Origin of the sequence: Falsiroseomonas ponticola, assembly GCF_016805305.1 — a bacterium.
GTDB classification, from domain to species: Bacteria; Pseudomonadota; Alphaproteobacteria; order Acetobacterales; family Acetobacteraceae; genus Falsiroseomonas; species Falsiroseomonas ponticola.
Genome location: NZ_JAERQN010000001.1, coordinates 56,210 through 73,883, shown reverse-complemented (window position 1 = coordinate 73,883; position 17,674 = coordinate 56,210). Strand labels below are relative to the sequence as shown.

The 17,674-nt window shown below is 75.8% G+C and carries 13 protein-coding genes; 6 read left to right on the top strand and 7 right to left on the bottom strand.

Features of this window, described 5'->3' with window-relative positions:
* The first annotated feature begins 59 nt into the window (after window positions 1-59).
* The 4 genes from JJI54_RS00310 (at window position 60) to JJI54_RS00295 (ending at window position 5,455) form a co-directional block, all read left to right on the top strand.
* On the top strand, window positions 60-1,175 hold the full coding sequence (locus JJI54_RS00310) for an FAD-dependent oxidoreductase (protein WP_203069807.1): 1,116 nt from the start codon (window positions 60-62) through the stop codon (window positions 1,173-1,175).
* Window positions 1,176-1,224: 49 nt separating this feature from the next.
* Window positions 1,225-2,109: an S-methyl-5'-thioadenosine phosphorylase gene (locus tag JJI54_RS00305; protein ID WP_203069805.1), complete on the top strand. Its 885-nt coding sequence runs from the start codon at window positions 1,225-1,227 to the stop codon at window positions 2,107-2,109.
* Between the two features lie 104 nt (window positions 2,110-2,213).
* Window positions 2,214-3,359, top strand: a complete 1,146-nt coding sequence (locus JJI54_RS00300; RefSeq protein ID WP_203069803.1) for a hypothetical protein — start codon at window positions 2,214-2,216, stop codon at window positions 3,357-3,359.
* On the top strand, window positions 3,356-5,455 hold the full coding sequence (locus tag JJI54_RS00295; RefSeq protein WP_203069801.1) for a patatin-like phospholipase domain-containing protein: 2,100 nt from the start codon (window positions 3,356-3,358) through the stop codon (window positions 5,453-5,455). Before JJI54_RS00300 ends, JJI54_RS00295 begins: the two co-directional genes overlap by 4 nt.
* Here JJI54_RS00295 and der read toward each other — a convergent pair.
* The 3 genes from der to JJI54_RS00280 form a co-directional block, all read right to left on the bottom strand.
* Entirely contained in the window at window positions 5,452-6,792 is a 1,341-nt protein-coding gene (gene der / locus JJI54_RS00290) for a ribosome biogenesis GTPase Der (protein ID WP_203069800.1), read from the bottom strand. The genes JJI54_RS00295 and der overlap by 4 nt on opposite strands.
* A gap of 88 nt (window positions 6,793-6,880) precedes the next feature.
* Complete coding sequence (locus JJI54_RS00285; RefSeq protein ID WP_203069798.1) at window positions 6,881-8,209, bottom strand: outer membrane protein assembly factor BamB family protein; 1,329 nt, start codon at window positions 8,207-8,209, stop codon at window positions 6,881-6,883.
* Window positions 8,209-8,859, bottom strand: a complete 651-nt coding sequence (locus JJI54_RS00280) for a tetratricopeptide repeat protein (RefSeq protein WP_203069797.1) — start codon at window positions 8,857-8,859, stop codon at window positions 8,209-8,211. Before JJI54_RS00280 ends, JJI54_RS00285 begins: the two co-directional genes overlap by 1 nt.
* 83 nt (window positions 8,860-8,942) lie before the next feature.
* Between JJI54_RS00280 and JJI54_RS00275 the strand changes: the two genes are divergently transcribed.
* Entirely contained in the window at window positions 8,943-9,551 is a 609-nt protein-coding gene (locus JJI54_RS00275; RefSeq protein ID WP_203069795.1) for a hypothetical protein, read from the top strand.
* 3 nt (window positions 9,552-9,554) lie between these two features.
* Here the strand turns inward: JJI54_RS00275 and JJI54_RS00270 are convergent, their stop codons facing one another.
* On the bottom strand, window positions 9,555-12,737 hold the full coding sequence (locus JJI54_RS00270; RefSeq protein ID WP_203069794.1) for a hypothetical protein: 3,183 nt from the start codon (window positions 12,735-12,737) through the stop codon (window positions 9,555-9,557).
* A 243-nt stretch (window positions 12,738-12,980) separates the two neighbouring features.
* Window positions 12,981-14,300 (bottom strand): dihydroorotase, encoded by a 1,320-nt coding sequence (locus JJI54_RS00265; RefSeq protein ID WP_203069792.1) that lies wholly within the window; start codon window positions 14,298-14,300, stop codon window positions 12,981-12,983.
* Window positions 14,301-14,446: 146 nt separating this feature from the next.
* On the opposite strand from JJI54_RS00265, the gene JJI54_RS32885 reads away from it, so the two are divergent.
* Complete coding sequence (locus JJI54_RS32885; RefSeq protein WP_203069790.1) at window positions 14,447-15,685, top strand: O-antigen ligase family protein; 1,239 nt, start codon at window positions 14,447-14,449, stop codon at window positions 15,683-15,685.
* On the opposite strand, the gene JJI54_RS00255 is transcribed toward JJI54_RS32885, so the two are convergent.
* Window positions 15,658-16,761, bottom strand: a complete 1,104-nt coding sequence (locus tag JJI54_RS00255; protein ID WP_203069788.1) for a glycosyltransferase family 4 protein — start codon at window positions 16,759-16,761, stop codon at window positions 15,658-15,660. The genes JJI54_RS32885 and JJI54_RS00255 overlap by 28 nt on opposite strands.
* A complete protein-coding gene (locus JJI54_RS00250; RefSeq protein WP_203069786.1) occupies window positions 16,761-17,666 on the bottom strand; it encodes a glycosyltransferase family 9 protein in 906 nt (301 codons plus the stop codon). The genes JJI54_RS00255 and JJI54_RS00250 overlap by 1 nt, the downstream gene beginning before the upstream one ends.
* Window positions 17,667-17,674 lie beyond the last annotated feature (8 nt).

Here is a 17,674-nt window from a genome sequence, read left to right as displayed (position 1 = left end):
CGTTGCGATCCCCCCGGCGATGCGGCCCCATCCATCCCCGCGGCAGGGGGAGGGGCGGGATGCGCGTTCTGGTCGTGGGCGGCGGGCCGGTCGGGCTCGCCCTGGGGCTGGCGCTGCACCGCCAGGGCATCGCCTTCCGACATATCGACCGGCTGGCGGCGCCGAGCCCCTTCTCCCGCGCCCTGGCGATCCAGGCGCGGACGCTGGAGGCGCTGGAGCCGCTCGGCCTGGTGCAGCCGATCCTGGCGGAGGCGCTGCGGCCGCGCGGCGTGCGCCTGCATCTCGGCGCCCTGGAGACGGGCTTCGCCTTCGACCATGCGCGCCATCCCCGCTTCCCCTCCGTCGTCATCCTGCCGCAGTCGCGGACGGAGGCCCTGTTGTCGGCGGCGGGCGCCGCGGCCGGGGCGCCGCAGCTGGAACGCGGGGTGGAGCTTGCGACGCTCGACGCCGGCACGGGCCAGGTGGTGCTGCGCCATGACGGGGGGCGGGAGGAGGCGGCGCGCTTCGACCGGGTGCTGGGGGCGGATGGCGCGCATAGCCTGGTCCGCAAGGCGGCCGGCATCGCCTTCGAGGGCGCGGCCTATGAGGAGCGCTTCGTGCTGGCGGATGGGCGGGCGGAGGGGCTGGCGCCGGACTGCCTGCACATGTTCCCGGGGCGGGGGAGCGCCGGCTTCTTCTTCCCGCTGCCCGGCGGCAGCTGGCGCGTCGTCTCCGCCCTGCCGCCCGGGGCGCCGGCGCCGGCGGAGGGCGACCTGGCGCCGCTGCGATACCCCGGGGTGCGCTTCGGCGAGGTGGCCTGGTGGAGCGCCTTCCGCACCAGCCACCGCATCGCCGACCGCTACCGCGCCGGTTGCGCCGTGGTGCTGGGCGATGCCGCGCATATCCACTCGCCGGCGGGCGGGCAGGGGATGAACCTCGGCATCCAGGATGCCTGTTCGCTCGCCCTGGCGCTGGCGCGGGGGGAGGGCGCGCTGGAGGGCTGGGCGGCGCAGCGCCGGGCCGTGGCGCGGATGGTCATTGCCCGTACCCATGCGATGACGCGGGGCATGCTGGGGGCGAGCCTGCCGGTCCGCGCGTTGCGGGCGGTGGCGCTGCGCCTGGTGCCGGTGCTGCCGCCGGCGCGGCGGCGGCTGGAGGGGGCGCTGGCCGGGATGGATTATCCCGCCCCGCTTTGAGGGGCGGGCGCCGTCCTGTAGAAGCCGCGCGGTTTCCCAGGAGCACCGCATGTCCGACCTCGTCACCCCCGTCATCGGCCTGATCGGTGGCTCCGGCCTCTACGACATTCCCGGGTTGCAGGATCGGGAATGGAAGCGGGTGGAGAGCCCCTGGGGCGAGGCCTCCGACGAGATCCTGCATGGGCGGCTGGGCGAGGTGCAGGTGCGCTTCCTGCCGCGGCACGGGCGCGGCCATCCGACGCCGCCCTCCGCGCTCAACTACCGCGCCAATATCGATGCGATGAAGCGGTCGGGCGCGACGGAGATCATCTCCCTCTCCGCCGTCGGTTCGCTGAAGGAGGAGCTGCCGCCGGGGCACTTCGTCATCGTGGACCAGTTCATCGACCGCACCTTCGCGCGGGCGAAGTCCTTCTTCGAGACGGGTTGCGTCGGCCATGTCTCCGTCGCCCACCCGGTCTGCCCGCGGCTCGGCGATGCGCTGGAGGCTTCGGCGCGGGGGCTCGGCCTGCCGGTGACGCGGGGCGGCACCTACCTCGTGATGGAGGGACCGCAATTCTCCACCAAGGCGGAGAGCCTGCTGTACCGGCAATGGGGGTGCAGCGTGATCGGCATGACCAACATGCCGGAGGCGAAGTTGGCCCGGGAGGCGGAGCTTTGCTACGCGACGGTCGCCATGGTGACCGACTTCGATTGCTGGCACCCGGACCATGATGCGGTGACGGTGGACCAGGTGGTGAAGGTGCTCTTCTCCAACGCCGACAAGGCGCGGGCGCTGGTGGCGGATGTGGTGCCGCGGCTGGGCGCGCCGCGCGGGCCCTGCCCGGCGGGCTGCGACCGGGCGCTGGACCATGCGCTGATCACGGCGCCGGAGAAGCGGGATCCGGCGCTGCTGGCGAAGCTGGATGCGGTGGCGGGGCGGGTGCTGGGGCGGTAGGCCGCCGAGAGAAAAGTTAATTAATTTCCACATAATCGCGCAATGGTTGCGTTGATATACTGATGTCGGAATGATGACCCGTCGAACCGGTGGGGATCATGACGATGCGCCTGCTCCTGGGACTGTCCGTCATGGCTGTCGGCCTGGCGGGATGCGGGGACCGCAATTTCGGCTTCGTTCGCACCACGACGACGGAAGCCGATACCCGCGTCGTCATGGCCGCGGTGCCGCAGCGCCCGCCGGAGAATGGCCGGCCGGTGGTGCCGAACCAGATCTTCTGCGCGGAGCCGAGCCCCGACGTCGCCAAGGCGGTGTCGAGCGCGAGCCAGGCGGCGGCGAGCCTGGAGGTGAATGCGACGGAGCCGCAGACCGGCACGGCGGTCGCGGCGGCCGGCACCGTCGCCGCCGGGCGGTCCCGCGCCGAGGCGCTGGCCCAGCTGGCGGAGCGCCTGGCCACCATCCAGCTGCTGCGGGACGGGCTCTATCGCGCCTGCGAGGCCTTCGCGAATGGCGCGGTCGGGCCGATCAGCTACGCGCTGATGCTGAGCCGCTATGGCGACACCATGGTGACGCTGCTGGGCAGCGAGATGGCGGCGGGCGCCTTCGGCCGGCAGATGGCGGCGCTCGGCACCTCGGCCGATGGATCATCGCAGTCGAGCCTGGTCCAGGCGCGCCAGGCGGCGGAGCAGGTGACGGCGACCGAGACGCGCATCCGGGAGCTGGAGACGGAGCGGGCGCGGGTAGTTGACGACATCGCGGTCCAGGCCGGGCTGATGTCGAGCGAGAATGAGACGACGAAGTCGCAGGCGACGGAGAAGAAGCAGCAGCAGGAACGGCGGCTGCAGCAGATCGATGCGGAGGTGGCGTCGCTCCGCGCGCGGCTGCGGACCGACCAGGCGGCGCAGGCGCTGACGGCGGCGCGGGCGCAGACGCTCGTGCCGGGCGGCGGGCTGACGGAAGCGCAGCGCCGGCCTGATGCCGGGCCGGTGCTGGAGCGGATGCAGGACCGCTACATGCAGACGGGCGACCTCTCCGCCATGACGCTGGCCTGCATCACGGCCTTGCAGCAATCGACCGAGCCTGTCGTTGGCCCTGGCGGTCCGCGGGTCATCGGCTACCAGACAGAACTGGCGCGGCTGTGCGGTGAGGGCAGGCTGCTGCAGATGCTGGTCGAGGCGAACATCGCGGCGGGCCGAGCGCGCATGGCGCTGCAGGGGTCGCAGCCGCCTGGCGGCCAGCGCCGGCCATGAACGACGGCGGGACGCCTGATTCGCTCGCCTGGCTGATGAAGGAGCGCGAGGCGATCGAGAAGCGGCGCCAGGCCGCAGGCACCGCGCGGGAGGGCAAGCCGATCGTCGGCCTCGCCCTCTCCGGCGGCGGCATCCGCTCCGCCTCCGTCTCGGTCGGGGTGTTGCAGGCGCTGGACGAGGCCGGGCTGCTGAAGGAGGTGGACTACCTCTCCACCGTCTCCGGCGGCGGCTATACGGGCATCGGCTGGGTGTCGCGGCTGGCGAATGAGGGGCCTGCCGCGGGTGGTCGCTTTCCCTATGCGAAGGACCAGGAGGCTTTCGCCTGGCTGCGCAACCGCGCGAGCTACCTGCTGCCGCCCGGCGCCTGGGAGGTGATGAAGGTCCTCGCGATGATCGTTCGCAAGCTGGCGGGGAACAGCTTCCGCCTGCTGTCGGGCCTGCTGCTGCTGGCGGCGTGCCTGGCGCTGCTGGACCTGGCGTCCAGGGTCTTGCCCTGGGGGTTGAACGAACCCTCGACCCTGGCGCTCCATGCCGTGGTGGCGGTGCTGGGCATCGCCATCGCGACCGGCTTCGTCACCTGCCTCATCGATACGCGTCGCTTCGCTGCGCCGGCGGATGACAAGGGCATGCTGACGCGCGTCGAGCGTGCGAATGGCAAGGCGATCGGGAAAGTGAGGACGGCCACAACCGACAGGGCGGCCGCCCTGGTACTGTGGTTTTCGCTCGGGCTGCTGGTGCTGGCGGTGCAGCCGCTGATGCTCTCGCTGGCGCCGCGGTTCATGGCGTCCGGCAGCGAGGCGGCTTCCTGGAAATGGGACGAGTTGGCCGGCCTCGCTGCGGGGGTGCCGACCATCCTAGCGGCGCTCGGCCTGGGCGCGCGGCTGCGCGGCCGCATCGCCGGCATCGCGACGACCGTGCTGGCCGCCGCGGCGGTGGCGGCCTTGTATCTCCTGGCGCTGCTGGTGGCGGCGACGCAGTTGATGCCGCCCGCCGGCGGCGGACTGGCCACCTTCGGTCCCGCCGTGGGGGCCGGCCTGGGGGCGGTCGGTCTGCTCCTGCTGGGCGGCGCCATCAGCCCCAACGCCACCTCCATGCACGGCTTCTACCGGCACCGCCTGGCGGATGCCTTCATCGGCAACGGGCAGGCGCCGCCCTTGTCAGCCCTTCGCCCGGCACGGACCGGCGGGCCCTTTCCCGTCGTCAATGCCACGGTCAATGGCGTGGTGGATGGGGGTGAGGCGCGGCGCGGGCGGACGACATGCGCCTTCACCATGACGCCCTTCGCGATCGGGAATGACGCGCTCGGCTATTGCCGGACCGAAGCCGTGGAGGAGGCCGATCCGCGCTTCGACGCGGCCAGCGCGATGGCGATCTCGGCGGCCGCGATCGGGGGCAACCAGGCCTCCATGGGATTGGGTGCGCGGCTGCTGCGCGGGCTGCTCAACCTGCGAACGGCGCGGTGGATGCCCAATCCCAAGCGTCTGCGGGAGGACGGGGCGACGCCCAGGTCCGCCGCCTGGTGGGCCCGGCTGCAGCCGAAGCTGCAGGTCACGGAGTTCTTCGGCATCAGGCGGATCGGCAGCCGCACGCGCCACATCCTGGTCAGCGATGGCGGGCATCACGAGAATCTCGGCCTCAACGCGCTGGTCCATCGCGGCTGCGACGTGATCATCGTGGTGGATGCGGAAGCCGATCCGGGGATGACGTTCAACGGACTCGCGGTCGCGACGCGGCTGGCGCGGCTGGATGCGGAGGGGACGCTGATCGACATCACGCCCGCCGCGCTCGGCCATGAGAAGGAGACGGGGTGCGTTCGGGCGCATTACTGCCAGGGTGCCATCGTCTATGGCGGCGAACTCGCGGCCCGGAGTGCGGATGGCGAGGCGAAGCTCCTCTACATCAAGGCGAGCGTCAGCGGCGACGAAGCGCTCGACATCCTGGAATACCGCACGCGCAACCCGGACTTCCCGCATGAGACGACGGCGGACCAGTTCTTCTCCGAGGAGCAGTTCGAATCCTACCGCTGCCTCGGGGAGCATATCGGCGCGAAGGTGGTCAAAACCTCGCCGCTGCGGCAGTGGCTGGAGGAGTCCTAGTCCTCCGCCCCCTCCGCATAGGGATTGTCCGTCCCGCGCAGGTTCAGCCGGATCGGCACCCCCGGCATGTCGAAGGCCTCGCGGAAGCTGTTCACGAGGTACCGCCGGTAATCCTCCGGCAGCAGCTCCGCCCGCGTGCCGAAGACGGCGATGGTGGGGGGGCGGGCCTTGGGCATGGTGGCGTAGCGCAGCTTGATGCGCTTGCCCTCCACCAGCGGCGGCTGGTGGCGGTCCTTCATCACCTCGAACCAGCGGTTCAGCTCGCCCGTGCCGATGCGGCGGTTCCAGGTCTCATGCACCTGGCGCACCGCGGGCAGCAGGCGGTCGATGCCCCGCCCGTTGGCCGCCGAGATCGGCACGACCATGATGCCCTTCATCTGCGCGAGGCTGGAGGTCAGCACGTCATCCAGCCGCTTGCGGGTGGCGGTGCGGTCCTCCACCGCGTCCCACTTGTTCAGCGCGATCACCACGGCACGGCCCTCGCGCTCCGCGAGGCGCGCGATGCGCAGGTCCTGCTCCTCCATCCCCAGCAGCGCGTCGAGGACGAGGATCACCACCTCCGCCTCCTTCAGCGCGGCGATGGAGGCGCCGGTGGACATCCGCTCCAGCTCCTTCTCGATCCGGGCCTGCTTGCGAAGGCCTGCGGTATCGACCAGGCGGATGGGGCCCACTTCATCGCGGATCTGGACGGCGATGGCGTCGCGCGTCAGGCCGGGCTCGGGGCCGGTGATCATCCGCTCCTCGCCCAGCAGGGTGTTGAGCAGGGTGGATTTGCCGGCATTGGGGCGGCCGACGATGGCGAGGCGCAGCGGGCGCTCCCGCTCCCCGCGCTGGCCGCGCGGTTCCTTGCGCAGATGCTCCCGCACCTCGTCATGCAGGGTGCCGAAGCCATCGCCATGCTCGGCGCTGACCGGGATGGGATCGCCGAGGCCGAGCTCATAGGCCTCCAGCGCATTCTGCACGCCGAGGCGCCCCTCCGCCTTGTTGGCCAGCAGCAGGACGGGAACGCTGGACCGGCGCAGCCAGTTGGCGAAGGCGCGGTCGGCGGCGGTGAGGCCCGTGCGGGCATCGATGACGAAGAGGACGAGGTCCGCCTGGCGCAGCGCGGCGTCGGAGCTGGCCGTCATGCGCCCGGCCAGGGTTTCGGGGGCCGCTTCCTCGAGGCCGGCGGTGTCGATCAGCGTCACGGGGATGCCGCCGATCTCGGCCTCGACCTCCTTCCGGTCGCGGGTCACGCCGGGGATGTCGTCCACGATCGCGATCTTCCGCCCGGCCAGGCGGTTGAAGATGGAGGATTTGCCGACGTTGGGGCGGCCGAGGATGGCGACGGTCTGCATGGGGGAGCGGTTCGATCAGGAAGTGCTGGCCGCGCCTATAGCACGGCCAGACTGCCTGTCCCGTCTTACCGCCCCGGGGGTGGCGCCCTCAGCGCAGCGCCATCAGGGTCCCGTCATCGCCCAGCACCACGACGGTGCCCTGCGCCACCGCCGCCGGCAGGGTGCTGCCCGCGGAGAGGGGGACGCGGCCGGCGATGGTGCCGGCGGCGGGGTCGATCTGCAGCAACTCCCCCCGGCTGGAGGGGATGAGCACCAGGCCGCCCGCGACCAGCGGTGGGCCGAAGCGCGCGGCATCCCGCCGGCGGCCGCCTTCCGGCGTCGGGTCCAGCTCCACCACCCAGCGGATGCGGCCATCGTTGCGGCCGACGGCCACGGCCTCCCCCGCCCCGGTGACGGCGAAGACCCAGTCGCCGGCGGAGGCGACGCCGTTGCCGCCGCCGAAGGCCCGTTCCCAGAGGCGCCGGCCGCTGCGCAGATCGACCGCGATGGTGGTGTTGGACAGGCCGGCGGCGAAGACGCGGCCGCGGTCGATCACCGGCAGGCCGGTGATGCCGACGATGTCGGCCAGCCCCGTGGCGCCGGCATTGCCGAGGCCTTCCTGCCAGAGCAGCCGGCCATCGGTGGCGCGCACCGCCGCCATCTCCCCGGTGCCGAAGCCGGCGACGACGGTCTCGCCCTCCACCGCCGGGGCGGGCAGGCCAAGGGGGATGGTGGCCTGGGCGCCGGCGCGATGGGTCCAGAGGCGGCGGCCATCCTCGGCCGAGAGGCCGAGCAGGTGGTTTTCCACCGTGGAGACGAAGATGCGCCCGCCCGCGACGGTGGGGGCGCCGCGCGTCGGCGCGGGGATGCGCACGCGCCAGCGGACGGCGCCATCCTCCGGCGACAGGGCCAGGATCTCCGCCTGGCCGGTGGCGACATAGACGACGCCGCCTTCCACCGCGATGCCGCCGCCCACGGCGCCGTCGCGGTCATCCTCCGGCGCCGTGTCCCGGCGCCAGCGGCGGCCGCCGGTATCCAGCGCATGGGCCGTGACCTCGCCATAGGCATCCACGGCATAGACCGTGTCGCCGGCGATGACGGGCCCGGTGGTGATGCGCTGGCGGTAGCCGGAGCCGTAGCCGATGGAGCTGCGCCAGGCCTGGCGCAGCGCGCCGGGGATCTCGGCATGGGGGGCGGCGTGGCTCGGCGTGCCGCCGGCCTGCGGCCAGGCGGCGACCGGCTGGGGCGGCGGCAGGGTGACGGCGCGGCCTTCCAGCCCGGCATCGGCGGCCAGCGGCGGGTCCGCGCGCATCACCGTGCGGCGTTCGCCGGGCAGGGGCTGCTTGCGCGTGCCGAGGATGCCGTCGAGCGTGTCGCAGCCCGCGAGCAGGCCGGCGGCGCCGAGCAGCGCGGCGCGGCGATTGAGCAGGTGTGTCATCAGCTTCCGAGCCCCGCGGCAACCCGTTGTGCGCGTTCCCGCATGGTGGGGGAGACGGTGGCATCCGTCGCCAGCGCCTGCAGGCGGGCGCGGGCATCGGCGGTGTCGCCGCGCCGGATGGCGACCAGCGCCGCGATCTCCCGCGCCGGGGCCTGCCAGGGATTGCCGGCGACGGTCAGCGGCCCGATCCGGGCGGCGAGCTGGGCGGGGTCCCCGCTTTCCAGCGCATGGCCGACGGCGAGCAGGGTGGCGAGGTCGCGGTAGAGGCGGTCCGCGTCATTGTCCGCCGCGACCGCTTCCCACAGGGCCAGGGCCGCGGGGGTATCCCCCGTTTCCGCCTTCAGGGCGGCGGCGCGCAGCCGGGCCAGGGTGCGGTAGCCCGGGGGCGCTTCGCGCGACAGGGCGGCGAAGCCATCCGCCGTGGCGGGCAGGTCGGCGCCGTCGCGTTCCGCCCCGCGATGCAGGGTCATGTAGGTGCTGGCGGCCGTCGCGGCCTGGCTGGCCTGGTGCCAGCGCCAGGCCTGCCAGCCGCCGGTCGCGGCGAGCACCAGCAGCGCGGCACCCAGCGCCACGCCGCCCCAGCGCCGCGCGAGGCGGCGGGCACGGTCGGCGCGAAGGTCCTCTTCGACCTCGTCGAAGATATCGGGCACGGGCGATCCTCATTGGTCCGGCGGGGGCCGGACCATAGCGGCGTGTTCAGGTGACGTTAAGCCCGGCGGCGCAGCTTCCCGCCATGCAGCCCCGCAAGACCCCGCCCGCGCGTCCCGTCCCCCCGCTTCCGGCCGCGCTGCTGCTGCCGCTGCTGCTGGGGGGGTGCCTCGCGGAACAGGCGATCGGCCCGGGCCTGGTGGTGGGCGGGGCCAGCGTGGTGCTGACGGGGCGGACGCCGGTCGACCATGTGGCGAGCCTGATGCGCGGCCAGGATTGCTCGATCGTGCGGCTGGAGCGGGGGGAGAGCTGGTGCGCGCCGCCGCCCGGCCCGCCGCCGCCGCAGGCCTTCTGCACGCCGAGCCTGGGGCGCGTGGATTGCTGGACCAGCCCGCCGCCCGGCAGCGCCCGCCAGGTGGCGGACCCGCCTTCGCCGCCGCCCGCCCTCGCGGCACCGGCCGTCACGCCACCGGCCGAGGCCGCGGCGCCGATCCTGGTCCCGCCGCCGGCGCCCAGTGCCGCGCCCAGTGCCGCGCCAAGCCCCGCGCCGAGCCCCGCGCCGAGCCCGGCGCCAAGCCCGGCGCCCAGCCCGGCGGCCGCGCCGCCGCGGCCCGCGGCCACCGCCCCGGCCCCCGCCTCGGCGCCGGCCGCGCGGCCGGCGGCCGCCCCGGCCAGGCCCGACATCCGGACCTGAGCGTCAGGCCAGCGGGCCGCGCCAGACCTGGGTGCCGTTGCGCTGCGCCTTGCGGGGCGCGGAGAGGTCGAGCAGCGCGGGCCGTTCCGCCATCAGCCGCCATCCCGCCGCATCCAGGATGCGCACGGCCAGCGCCTCCTCCCCCCGCGCATGGGTGGTGAGGACGAGCCAGCGTACCCGCGCGCTCAGCAGCGTCTCGGCATTGTTGAGCAGCGGCGGGATGATGCCGCGCAGGCCGACCCGGACCAGGTCCCAGGCCGGGGCCTCCGCCAGCAGGTCCTGCGCCAGGGTGGTGGCGGGGCCGGCGCGGTGGGGTTCGGCCGCGATGGCGCCGCCGAGGAGGCGCGCGGCCGTCGCATCCAGCCCCTCCGCCCGCAGCGCGGATTCGAGGCGGCGGAGGCGGTCCGTCGCGGCCTCGGTCGCGACCAGGCGGGGCACCAGGCCCTGGGCGCGGGCGGCGCGGGCGGCGACCAGCGCGACCTCCGTCCCCTGGTGGCCGGTGGCGCCGAGCATGAGGGCGGCCCAGCCGCCCCGCGCATCGCGCAGGCTGCGCTCGATGGCCAGCCATTCGGTGCCGTGGTGCCGCGCGGCGGAGGGCATCGCCTCCCCGGTCAGGGCCGCATAGGCGGCGGCGACCGCGGCTTCGTCCAGCGGGTCTGGCAGCACGGGGGCATAGGCGGGCAGCGGCGGCGGCGCGTCGCGCGATGCGGGCGGCGCGGCGGGCAGGGGCAGGGGCGGCAGCGCCCAGGAGGGGGCCGGCGGGACGGGCGGGATGCCGGGCGCCATGCCCGGCGGGGGCGGCACCGGGACGGGCGGCGGGGCCAGCGGCATGGGGATGGCGGGCGGCGCGGCAACCGGGGTTGGCGGGGGCGCGAGCGTGGCCGGGGGCGGCGGGGGCGCGGCCGGGGGTGGCGGTGACGCAGGGGCGGGCTGCGCCGGGGCGGCGACCGGGGTGGGTGGGGGCGCGAGCGTCGCCGGGGGCGGCGGCGGGACCGGGGCGGGCGGGGGCGCGAGCGTTGCCGGGGGTGGCGGTGGCGGCGGGGCGGGCTGCGCGGGGGCGGCGACCGGGGCGGGCGGTGGCGCGAGCCTCGCCGGGGGCGGCGCAACGGGGTCGGCGGGCGGCGCGGCAACCGGGGCGGGCGGGGGCGCGAGCGTGGCCGGGGGCGGCGGGGGCGCGGCCGGGGGTGGCGGCGGGACGGGCTGCGCCGGGGCGGCGACCGGGGTGGGTGGGGGCGCGAGCGTCGCCGGGGGTGGCGGCGGGGCGGGCTGCGCGGGGGCGGCGACCGGGGCGGGCGTCGCCGGGGGCGGCGGGGCGACGGGCTCGGCGGGTGCCAGGGCTTGGAAGGTCGGCAGCGGCGGCAGGGCCGGGATGGGCGGGGGCGCGAGCGCGGCGGGCGCCGGGGCTTCGGCGGCCGGCGGCGGGACCGGGGCGGGCGGGGGCGCGAACGGGGGCGGGGCTGGCGGCGCGGCGGGCTCGGCGGGCGCCGGGGCTTCGGCGACCGGCGGCGCGACCGGCGCGGGCGGGGGCGCGAGCGCGGCCGGCTCGGCGGGCGCCGGGGCTTCGACCGCTGGCGGCGGCGCGAGCGGGGCAGGTGCCTGGGCTTCGACGGCCGGCAGCGGGACCGGGGGAGCGACGGGGGCGGGCGGCGGCTCGGCGGGCGCCGGGGATTCGAGGGGCGGCAGCGGCGGCAGGGCCGGGGCGGCGGGCGGGGGCGCCGGAGGCGCGGCGATGGGGGGCGCCAGCGGGGCGAGCATCGCCCAGGCCTCCGGCGCGATGGGCGGCAGGGGGGCGGGCGCGGGCCAGGGCTCGGCCGGGGCGGCGGGGGGCGTCTCCGGCAAAGGCGGGGGGGCCGCCTGGGGCTGGCCGAAGGACCAGGTCTCGACCGCCGGCGGCGGAGGCGCGGGCGCCGGTTCGGGTGCGGGCTCCGGCTCGGGCTCGGGACGGGGCGCGGGGCGCAGGCCGCCAAGGGCGGGCAGGCGGGCGAGGATGGCCTGCGGGCTGGCCGCGGGCGGGCGGGGCGGCGGCGCGGGCGGGGGCACGGCCTCCGCCAGCGCGGCCAGCATCGCGGTGAAGGCGGGCGGGGCCGCCGCGGCGGGGGGCGGGCTGGCGATCAGCGAGGCCAGCAGCGGCGCGGCCGGGGCCACGGGCGTGGGCGGCTCCGGCGCGGGTGGGGGCGGCTCGGGCGCGGAGGCCCGGGCGGGTTCGGGCTCGGGCTCGGGGGCGGCGGCCCGGGCGGGTTCGGGCTCGGGCTCGGGGGCGGCGGCCCAGGTGGGCTCCGGCTCGGGCTCGGGCTCGGGCTCGGGCTCGGGCTCGGGCTCGGGCGCGGCGGCCCAGGTGGGCTCGGGTTCCGGCTCCGGCTCCGGCGCGGGCGGGGCGGGGGGCGCGGGCGGCGCGGCCGGTGGCTCGCTGCCGAGCGAGGCCAGCAGCGTGGTCAGCGGCGGCAGGGGCGGCGGCGGCGGCGGGGCCGGGGGGCGGGCGGGCGGCGGGGCGGCGGGCGCCTCGCCCGTGGGCGCCAGCGTGCCCAGCAGGCCGGGCATGGGGGGCGCGGCGGGCTGCTCGCCGGGCGGCGCCAGCGTGCCCAGCAGGCCGGGCGGCGTGGCGGGGGCCTCGCCGGAGGGCGCCAGCGCCCCCAGCAGGCCGGGCAGCGGGGCGATCGAGGGCGCCGGCTCCGCCGGCCGGGCGGGCTGGGTCGGCGCGGCGGCATCGGGCAGCAGCCCGGCCAGCAGGCCGGGGAGCGGCGCCGATGGGGCCCGTGCGGGGGCGGCGGGCGGGGGCGGGGGCGTGCGCGGGGTGGCCGGGGCCTCCGCCGCCGGGGCCAGGGCGGCGAGCAGCCCGGTCATGGGCGGCGCCGGGGCGGTGCCGAGGGCGCCCAGCAGGGGGGAGGCGGCGGGCGCCTCCCCGGCCGGGGAGGGGGCCAGGAAGGAGAGCAGCCCCGGGGAGGCCGCCGGCCCGGGCGGCGGCGGGGGACTCGGCGGCGGGGGACTCGGCGCCTGGGGGATCGGGGCCTGGGGGATCGGGGCCTGTTGGACCGGCGCCTGCTGGACCGGCGCCTGGGGGGGCGGCGGGGCGGGCTCGGGCGGCGCGACGGGGGGCTCGGCGGGCGGCGCCGGGGGCGCAACGGCCTGGCCGAGCGACATCTTCAATCGCGCGGCCCAGTCGGGAAAGCCGCCGCCTCGTTCCGCCATTGCCATCGTCTCCGCCGCATCCCCGGGCGGGCCTTACCAGCCCGCCGCACCACCCTCAACCACCACGAGATGACGTCCATGGCCCGGGCGCACGCCCCTGCCCGCGGCACGGGCAGGGGCCGGTCAAACCGCAGGCGCGGGCTGGAGCAATATGCGTTCAGATGGAAGCATCCGAACGCATTTCTTGCTCTAGCTTCAATGACTTCTAGAGCACGAGCTGCGTTCGTTTGAACGCAGCGTGCTCTACGGCGCGAAGCGCACCGGGGCGCCGGCGGGGGTGCCGATCACCTCATCCTCCCGCATCACCGCCTGGCCGCGCAGGATGGTCATCACCGGCCAGCCCGTGCAGCGATGGCCGGCGAAGGGCGTCCAGCCGCAGGGGGAGACGATCCAGCTCTCCTCGATGGTGCGGCTGCGCTTCATGTCCACCACCGTGAAGTCGGCATCGTAGCCGGCGGCGAGCCGCCCCTTGCCCACCATGCCATAGACCCGCGCCGGGCCCGCCGCCATCAGGTCCGTCAGGCGGGAGAGGGAGAGGCGCCCGGCCGAGACATGGTCCAGCATCACCGGCACCAGCGTCTGCACCCCCGTCAGGCCCGATCCGCATTCCGGCCAGGGCTTCTCCTTGCTGGCGCGGCTGTGCGGCGCGTGGTCGGAGCCGACGGTGTCCACCGTGCCATCGGCCACGGCGGCCCAGGCGGCCTCCATGTGCCGCGCGTCGCGGATCGGCGGGTTCATCACGGCGTAGCCCTTCAGGCGGTCATAGGCCTCATCCGTCTGGGTCAGGTGGTTCAGCAGCACCTCCACCGTGCAGAGGTCGCGGTAATCCTTGAGGTAGCCGAGTTCCTCCGCCGTCGAGACATGCAGGATATGGGCGGGGCGGTTGGTCTTGCGGGCGATCGCCATCAGGCGGCGGGTGCCGAGGAAGGCGCATTCCACGTCGCGCCATTCGGCATGCATGCGGTGCGGCATGCCCGTGGTGTAGTTCGGGCGGCGGGCCTGCAGGCGGTACTCGTCCTCGCTGTGATAGGCGATGCGGCGGCGGCCGCTGCGCATCACGGCCTCCAGGCTCGCATCATCCTCGATCAGCAAATCGCCGGTGGAGCTGCCGGCGAAGACCTTCACGGCGCAGATGTTGGGCTGCGCCTCCAGCTCCGCGAGGCTCGGGATGTTGGTCTTCAGCGCGCCGACATAGAAGCCCATGTCGCACCAGGCGCGGCCATGAATGAAATCGCGCTTCCAGTCGATCTTCTCCCGCGTCGTGATGGAGGGCGCGGTGTTGGGCATGTCGAAGACGGCCGTGAGGCCGCCGAGGATCGCGGCCTTGGTGCCGGTCTCGATCGTCTCCACCGCCGGGTCGCCGGGTTCGCGCAGATGGACGTGGCTGTCGATCAGGCCGGGCAGGACATGCAGGCCGCGGCAATCGATCTCCTCCTCCGCATGGGCGCGGGAGAGGTCGCCGATGGCGGCGATGCGGCCGGCGCGGACACCGACATCCGTGACCTGCTCGCCCCAGGGCAGCACGCAGGTGCCGCCGCGCAGCACCAGCTCGTAATGCGCCATCGTCTCTCGATCCCCTGACTGCCGCCGATATCCGGTGGGGGCTTCTGCCATGAAACGGCGCGGCGCGGCAGGGTGGGTGCGGCTTGCTTGCGGGGGCGGGGGGCTTGTGGCTTGGTGCCCGCCCTGACCGCCCGATGGATGCCCGCGTGACGCCTGCCTCCCCCTTCTCGCGAAGCCCGACATTGCCGCTGGTGGTCATGCTGGTGGCGGTGCCGGTGGTGGCGGTGCTGCAGTTCCGGGCCATCGCGCTGGTGACGAGCCTCGGCCTGCTGGCGGTGGTGGTGGCGGGGCGGCGGGTGACGGGCGCCTGGCCCTGGCCGAAGCCCGGGCCGGTGGTGATCGCGGCGGTGGCGCTGGGCGCCTGGGCGGTGGTGAGCGCGGCCTGGGCGCCGGATCCGATGCGCGCGCTGGGCACGGGGCTGCGCTTCGCGGGCTTCGTGCTGCTGGCGGCGGCGGCGGCGCGGGCGATGGAGAGCGAGCCGCCCGCGCGGCTGGCGGTGGTGGGGCGGGCGCTGGTGGCGGGGCTGGCGGTGGGCATCGCGCTGGCGGCGGCGGACCACCTCAGCGGGAACGGCATCCGCGCCGCGGTGCGCGGGATGCGGGAAGCCCCGTCCTGGCTGTTCTTCGGGCTGAAATCGGCGGTCGCGGTCATCGCGGTGCTGCTGCCGGTGGCGATGGCGATGCGGGGCCTGGCCTGGTGGTGGCGCGCGGGGCTGGCGGTGGCGGGGCTGGCGGCGTCCCTGCTGCTGCCGGCGGAGAGTGCGAAGATCGCGGCCTTCGCGGGGCTGCTGGCGCTGGGGCTGGCCTGGCTGCTGGGGCGCTGGGCCGGGTGGCTGGTCGGCGCGGCGGCGGCGGTGGTGATGCTGGTGGCGCCGCTGCTGACCGGCGCGGTGCTGCCCCGCCTGCCGGGGCTGGAGGCGATCCAGCCCTCCGCCGCGCATCGCATCCTGATCTGGGATTTCGCGGTGCAGCGCATCGCGGAACGGCCCGTGCTGGGCTGGGGCGCGGAATCCGCCCGCGCCATCCCGGGCGGGACCGGGCTGTTCGACCGGGAGACGCTGGACCGCTTCGGCCTGACCTCGGAGGCGTCCCGCACCTGGTTCGCCCGGCCGCCGGCGCAGCGCCTGCCGCTGCACACGCACAACGCCGCGCTGCAGGTGTGGCTGGAGCTGGGGGCGGTGGGCGCGGCGATCGCGGCGCTGATGCTGGCGGCGATCGGCGTGGCGGCGGCGCGGCTCGGGCCCGGGGCGGTCGGCGCCTATGGCGCCGCGCTGGTGGTGGGGATGCTGAGCTACGGCATCTGGCAGGAATGGTGGATCGGCATGCTCCTGCTGCTGGCCGTCGCCGTCTCGGCGCTTCAGGGGCCTCGCAGCAGCGCGACGTAGCGGGCCGTCACCGCTTCCCACACGAAATCCCGGCGCACCCGCGCCGCCGCGGCTTCGCCCATGGCGGCCAGGCGCGGCCGGTCCCGCAGCATGGCGGCCAGGGCATCGCGCACCGCATCCGGATCGGCGCCGTCGCAGACGAGGCCCGTCTCCCCCGCCGCCACCGCATCCACCGCCCCGCCATCGCGCCCGGCGAGGGAGGCGACGCCCTGCCAGGCGGCCTCGAGGTAGGTGAGGCCGAAGCCCTCCACCGAGGCGCCCTCCCGCCGCACCGGCATGGCGAAGAGGGTGGCGCGGCGGTAGAGCGCGGCCTTCAGCCCCTCCTCCACCCGCCCGGCGAAGACCACGCGGTCCGCGACGCCGCATTCGGCGGCCAGCGCGGCCAGCCGGTCCCGGTCCGGCCCGCCGCCGGCGATGACGTGGCGGATGGCGGGGAATTCCCTGGCGAGCGCGGGCAGGGCGCGGATCACCTGGTCGAAGCCCTTGCGGGGCTCGAGCCGCGCCAGGCTGAACAGCAGCGGGTCGGCATCGCCGCGGAGGGCCGCGGCGGCGGCGATGTCGGCGGCGGTGGGCTCGGGCTGGGGGCGGATGACGGGCTGCACCACCTCCAGCACCTGGCCGGCGCGGAGATGCGGGCGGACGAGATCCGCCGTGTAGCGGGAATTGGCGGCGATGGCGTCGGCGCGGCCGAGGGCGGCGCGGATGCGGGCGATCTTGGCGGGCGAGGCGTCGGGCGGGAATTCCATGCCATGCGCCAGCACCAGCAGGCGGGCGCGGGTGGCGGGGATGGCCTCCACGCTCTTCCAGGTATCGGCGATGATGGCGTCGGGCGGCGCCGCGCGGAACGCCCGCCACAGTGCCAGGCGCCGGGCGAGTCTGCGCAGCGGGCGGGGGCCGCCGAAGCGGCGGATGGGAAGGGTGGGGGGCGTATCCTCCGCCCGGCCGGAGCGGATGCGCTCCGCGAAGACGGAGACGGCATGGCCGGCCGCCGCCACCTCCCTCGCCAGGCCGCCCATGGTGGTCTCGATCCCGCCGGGGTCGGGGGTGAAGTTCTGCGTGACCATGATGACGCGCATCAGCGTGGCGCCAGCAGGGCGGTGGCTGCGGCCAGCACGCGGGGGGCGGGCAGGTCCGTCATCGGCGATTCGTAGGGGGGGCCATCGGCCTCGACGGCCCTCGCACGGGGGCCGGCGGGGCCGTATTCCGCGGCGCTGCTGCGGCCGAACAGGCCGATGGTGGGCGCGCCCGCGGCGGCGGAGAGGTGCATCAGGCCGCTGTCATTGCCGATGAAGAGCGCGGCGCGCTTCAGCACCGCGGCCACTTCCGGCAGCGCCAGCGTGCCGACCAGGTCCAGCGCGCCGGGAAGTGCCGCCAGCACCGGCGCGGCCATGGCGCGTTCCCCTTCGCCGGGGCCGCCCAGGATGGCGATGCGCGCGCCGGCCAGCGCGGCGCCGGGGGCGGTCAGCGCCTGCGCCACCTGCACGAAGCGGTCGGCGGGCCAGACCTTCTTCTCCCAATTCGCGGTCGGGCCCAGCACCAGCCAGGGGCCGCCGGGCAGCAGCGCGGCCGCCTTCGCCTCATCCGCCGGCGCCGTCCAGGCGACGGGCAGCGGCGGCGGGTCGAGGCCGAGCAGCGCGCCGAGATGCGCAAGGCGATGGCCGGGGCGCCGCCCGCCCTTGGCCGTGGCGCGGGCCCGCGCCGGCACCATCCAGGCGAGCGCGGAGGCGCGCAGGTCGATCACCAGGTCCCAGCGCGTGAAGGCCACCTGGCGCCAGAGGTCCAGCCAATGCGCGGACCAGCGGCGCTTGCGCAGCACGATCAGGCGATCGAGCCCCGGCATGCGGGCGAAGACACCCTCCGCCGCCGGGCCGCAGGCGACCGTGACCCGCGCGCCGGGATGGGCGCGCAGCAGATGGTCGAGCAGCCCCGTGGAGAGCACGGCATCGCCGATCCGGGTGGAGGTGACGAAAAGGATGCGCATCGCGCACC